This is a genomic window from uncultured Fibrobacter sp., from assembly GCF_937877005.1.
In the GTDB taxonomy this organism is placed as follows: Bacteria; Fibrobacterota; Fibrobacteria; order Fibrobacterales; family Fibrobacteraceae; genus Fibrobacter.
Map to the genome: position 1 here is coordinate 1 of NZ_CALEFV010000170.1, position 5,213 is coordinate 5,213.

Sequence of the window (5,213 nt, forward strand, 5' to 3'; positions counted from 1 at the left end):
TCTGAAGGCGAACTCAAGGGCATCCTCGGTTACACCGACGAAGCCGTTGTTTCTACCGACTTCCGCAACTGCCCGAAGACCTCCATCTTCGACGCCAAGGCTGGCATCCAGCTCGACCCGACCTTCGTTAAGGTTGTTTCCTGGTACGATAACGAATGGGGCTACAGCAACAAGGTTTGCGAAATGGCCCGCGTGATCGCCAAGTAAGATTTCTAGATAGCGTTAGTCGTGCGGACGCCACTTAGTTTTCCGCACTTCCGCTAAGAGACCTTTTAGGAACCCTGCCCAAGCGGCGGGGTTTCTTTTTTTATAGTAGATTCGGTACCCATGTCATTGCGAGGAGCGATAGCGACGAAGCAATCTCTAGCTGAATCTTTATTTAGAATAAACTATATTTTGAAGCGTGAAAAATAAATTCCTTGCTCTTTTGATTTCGTCGGCATTCCTGTTCACGGCTTGCGACGATTCCTCTTCTGCTTCGGCGGACCCTTCTACCGAAGAATCCTCTTCCTCCATGGAAGAAGGCGATGACTCTTCTTCTTCCGAAAAGGATGCCAAGTCTTCGTCCTCCAAGAAGGGCGACAAGTCCTCGTCCAGTGAAAAGTCTTCGGAGAAGTCTTCTTCTTCGGAAAAATCGTCCGATAAGTCTTCGTCTTCAGCTAAGGAAGATTCCAAGTCTTCTTCTAGCGTAAGTAAAGACAAGTCTTCTTCGAGCGAGTCCCCGAAGTCCTCGTCTAGTGAAACGCTGCTTTCTTCGTCTAGCGATTTGCCGGAATCTTCGTCTTCGGCGGGGGTGAGCCTTGAAGGGGCTCGCGCCGCGAAACTCACCGATTTACAGAAGAACTATGAACTCAAGCTGTTTGACCAGACCGTCTACCTGTCGACCGGCAGCAAGCAGGGCGTTCTGGCCCTCCGCATTCCGGACGAATTGTGGGTGGTCACCTATACGGATTTTGCAGGTGGCGTGGTGAGCTTTAAAAAAGACAAAGCCGGCTTGCAGTATAATGAAACCGATGCCGTCAAAAAGATTATAGGAAAAATGGAAGCCGGCTTCAAGATTTCGTTTGTCGTCAAAGAAGCCGACAATGCCGATGAAGACGACACAATTCTGTACTCTGTAGACGGTGGCGATTACAGCGAAGCCCTCAAGGCTAGTGTTGCTATTCAGGAGGGCAAAGTTTCCAAGGCCGAAGCGATTCAGAAGAAAATCTATGAATGTGCCGATGGCGATTCTACGAGGACCATCGAGTTCTTCGACAGTTCGTATATTTATGAAACGTCGATCGATGGCCAAGTAGTGAACTGGAATGCCGGTCGCTATGATATCCAGCGCAGCACGCTGTTGATGATCCCGCTCTACTATGTGGGGGCTTCGCGTACGATGTTCACCTATTCCGTGGGCACCGACAATGCGATTACAGCGTACAATGGCGAGCGCATGGACTGTACGGTTGACGAAGTCGAGTACGAGTATGAAAATGCCAAAGATTTTGTCGGTGAATGGGTGAAGACACTAGACGGTGTAGATTGGACATTTACGTTGAAAGCCGACGGAACTTCCAAGCTGGAAGCATTCGAAGGCTCAAAGAGAGTCGAACTCAAGTCGGGCACTTGGGAAGTTTACGGCTGCTATATGGTGATGGACTACAATACGTTATTGCGTACGGGCTCTACGACAAGCACGTATGGCCAGTTGCAGACCGGACCGATTGATCGTGAAACGGGCAAGATTAGCGGATTCTCGTTCATCCATCATGATAAGGATACGCCGCGCATTCCGACTTCGTTCGAAGCGCCGGAATACGACGACTAAGAATACGACAAGTGATTTAGGGTGAAACCCTGGAAATAAAATGAAGGCCCGCAGTGCGGGCCTTTTTCATTTGAGATCCTTCGACTTCTACCCAAAGGGCATAACTCAACTAGAGAACTAACGTTCTAAGTTTCGTTTTGCTCAGGATGACATGTTGATTACAGCTTCATATCGGAGAGGCGCGTGTGTTCGACTGCATCAAACTCTTCTTGGATTTCCTTGCTGGGGGCTTTGGTGCAGAGGCTTACGATCACGATGGTCGCAAAGCTAAGCACGAAGCCGGGAACGAGTTCGTAAATTTGGAAGATTTCGGCGGAGAACCCGGAGAGGTAGAACTTCCACACGAAGGTGGTGATGCCGCCCACGAGCATGCCCGCGATGGCGCCCGGAAGCGTGGTACGCTTCCAGAACAGGGCAAGGAGCATAATCGGGCCGAAGGTAGCACCGAAACCGCCCCAGGCGAAGCTCACCAGGCTCATGACCACATCCAAGAAACTCTTGCCGTGCTTCACTCCGTCGGCACTGGGAGCGCCCTGCATGGCCACGATGACGGCGATAACGGTGATAAGCACCACCACGCCACGGCTGACCCACATGACTTCCTTGTTGCTCGCATTCTTGCGGAACAGGTGCTTGTAAAGGTCGTTACTGAAGGCAGAAGCGGAAACAAGCAGCTGGGAGTCGGCTGTACTCATGATGGCGGCGAGTATTGCGGCCATCATGATGGCGGCAATGGCCGGGTGGCAAAGAACCTGGCACAAAATCATGAAGATGCGTTCGGGGTCGTCCACCTTGATGCCGTGGGCTTCTACATAGTAGCGGCCAAGGAGGGCAATCATGATGACGGCGCCCAGGCAGATGGTGACCCAGGTCATGGCGACGCGGCGGGAGAACTTGATGTCTTCGGCGTTCTTGATGCTCATAAAACGCACCAGGATGTGCGGCATGCCGAAGTAGCCGAGGCCCCACGCGAGGCTAGAAATCAACGCAATCAGCCCGATGGACTTGCCAGTGGTGGCGTTGGTGAACAGGCTCATCAGGTAGGGGTTCTGCGCGTTCACCGCATCCATGGTGGCTGCAAAACCGCCCGAACCTGCCATGATAATCGAGGGAATGGCGATGACGGCGATAAGCATCATGGTCGCCTGGATAAAGTCGGTCCAGCAAACGGCGAAAAATCCGCCCATGAAGGTGTAACTCACCACGACGACCGCACCGATGATAAGGCCCGTGGTGTAGTCCATGCCGAAGATGGTGCCGAAGAGTTTCGCACTAGCGACAAAGCCAGACACGGTGTAGAACAGGAAGAACGCGAGAATGAAGATGGAGGCGATGACGCGGATGATTCCCTTGTTGTCGCGGAAACGGTTCGCAAAGAAGTCGGGGAGCGTGATGGAGTCACCGCAGAAGTGGCTGTACTTGCGGAGCCTGCGACCCACGATTTTCCAGTTAAGGTATGTGCCGATCACGAGACCGATGCCGATCCACGCTTCGGAAAAACCGCTCACGAAGATAGCGCCCGGGAGGCCCATCAAGAGCCAGCCGCTCATGTCGGAGGCCTGTGCGGACATGGCTACGACCCACTTGTTCATGCCGCGGTTGCCCAGGTAGTAGGCATTCAGACTGTTCGCTTTCTTGGAGAAGTAAAAGCCGATGCCAAGCATCATCAACAGGTATAATATGAAAACGGTTAAGACCATTTTTTAGCTCCTTTTTTGGATAAAAATAGCTAAATATATGCTTGTGAAAGAAATAAATGAATTGAACATAAAAGTTGTAGCGAGGATTCGGAGCGATTTCGCGGACAAGTTCGGGATTCCGCGGCAGAGCGGGCTCTTGAAGAATTTGCGTTCGACGATTGTCTTTGAGCCGGAATTCAAAAATGCCGACGCGTTGCGCGGTCTGGATGGCTTTAGTCACTTGTGGCTCTTGTGGATTTTTTCGGAGAACGTTCGCGATACCTGGAAGCCGACGGTACGCCCGCCCCGTCTTGGTGGCAATACGCGGCTGGGCGTGTTTGCGACCCGCAGCAGCTTTAGGCCGAATCCCTTGGCCATGAGCTGCGTCAAAATCGAGAAAATCAACCTGACGGGGGAGAATGCTCCCTCCATTACGGTCAGCGGCGCCGACCTCATGGACGGCACGCCTATCGTAGACATCAAGCCCTACTTGCCGTACGCCGATTCCGTGCCCGAGGCCACCGGCGGCTTTGCCGAGGCGGTGCGCTTTAAAAAGCTCGAGGTCGAATTTGCCGCCGAGGCGCAAGCGGTTCTTGACGGCACCGGATTTGCGCCAGAAAATCTAGCGCCGGAGTTACTTGATGGCACGGAACTTGCGCCCAATGCCGCCGTCGTAAAATTCCCCGCAGAAAAAAAGGCAGCTCTTGTGGAGCTGCTTTCCGAAGACCCGCGGCCCGCGTACCAGAGGTCCGCCGACCGCATTTACGGCATCAGGTTCGCCGGCTTCGAAATCAAGTTTCAAGTGCTGGGCGACCACCTGACGGTCGTCGCTATTTTACCATTACAGGCTTAGTGGCCTTGAACCCCTCGCCCTGGGCTCTGACTACGTAGCGCCCGGCCGGGAGTCTGTCTGCAAGCATCAGTGTGTTGGTCCCGGCATAGTTGCCACTCAAGTCCAGCACTTCCTTGCCGAGGCTAGAGTAAACCTTGACGGTGAGTTGCGTTGCCTTGGCAAGACTCAATAACACTTTGCCTGCTTTGTTCACCGTAAGCGCCCCGCCCGCAAAATATTTCATCTGGGTAAAGTCCATTCCATTTTCAGATGAAGATGATGTTTCGACAGAGGCTTCGCTTGAGCTGGAGGCGACTTCGCTGCTGCTGGATTCTGCCACGCTGCTGCTCGATTCTGCAACAGGGTTAATTTTATCGCCCAGGACCTCGATCATCTTTTCGGCATAGCGCTTGCCGAAGTCGCGGTATTCCTGCGAGGTGAAGTGTACGTTCTGACCATCGTTCAAGGCTTGGTTGAATCCTTCGGAAGACACCACGTAGAAGTTCTTGGACTGCTGCGGGAGCTTTGCGATGTTGTTGTTCGCACCTTTGCTTACGCCCGTGCGCAGCACTTCGCCCGCAAGGAACGGAATGTCGTTTTCGAGGCCCAAGTCCTTGATGATGTTGTCGTAGACCCTCTTGACCTTGGAAGGCCACTGGCCGTCACCGGCATCCGTTTCGCCCTGGTGGAAGATGATGCCCTTGATAACGCCTTCTTCCTGGGCCTTCTTGGCCATTTCGATCAGGCGTCCATAGGGGTTGCCTCCATAGGTGTTGATTCGCTGGGTCATCCAGCTCTGCTGTGTTCTAGCATAATTTGCGTAGGAGTCCTTGTCGAACAACTGGATGCTGCAACCCGCGACGGCCACCACGATAACCCCCACCTTGAT

4 protein-coding genes and 1 pseudogene are annotated in these 5,213 nt (G+C 53.1%); 3 read left to right on the plus strand and 2 right to left on the minus strand.

The window, feature by feature from the left end; translation table 11 throughout:
* Positions 1–207 (plus strand): annotated as a pseudogene (locus tag Q0628_RS08215) (type I glyceraldehyde-3-phosphate dehydrogenase); the annotation flags it as partial.
* Between the two features lie 196 nt (positions 208–403).
* Positions 404–1,813: a hypothetical protein gene (locus Q0628_RS08220; protein WP_298769965.1), complete on the plus strand. Its 1,410-nt coding sequence runs from the start codon at positions 404–406 to the stop codon at positions 1,811–1,813.
* 158 nt (positions 1,814–1,971) lie between these two features.
* On the opposite strand, the gene putP is transcribed toward Q0628_RS08220, so the two are convergent.
* Positions 1,972–3,513: a sodium/proline symporter PutP gene (putP, locus tag Q0628_RS08225; protein ID WP_298769967.1), complete on the minus strand. Its 1,542-nt coding sequence runs from the start codon at positions 3,511–3,513 to the stop codon at positions 1,972–1,974.
* Positions 3,514–3,565: 52 nt separating this feature from the next.
* Between putP and tsaA the strand changes: the two genes are divergently transcribed.
* On the plus strand, positions 3,566–4,345 hold the full coding sequence (gene tsaA, locus Q0628_RS08230; RefSeq protein WP_366979108.1) for a tRNA (N6-threonylcarbamoyladenosine(37)-N6)-methyltransferase TrmO: 780 nt from the start codon (positions 3,566–3,568) through the stop codon (positions 4,343–4,345).
* On the opposite strand, the gene Q0628_RS08235 is transcribed toward tsaA, so the two are convergent.
* A partial coding sequence (locus Q0628_RS08235; RefSeq protein ID WP_298769971.1) for a sialate O-acetylesterase occupies positions 4,323–5,213 on the minus strand: 891 nt, incomplete at its 5' end. The two genes, tsaA and Q0628_RS08235, sit on opposite strands and share 23 nt — an antisense overlap.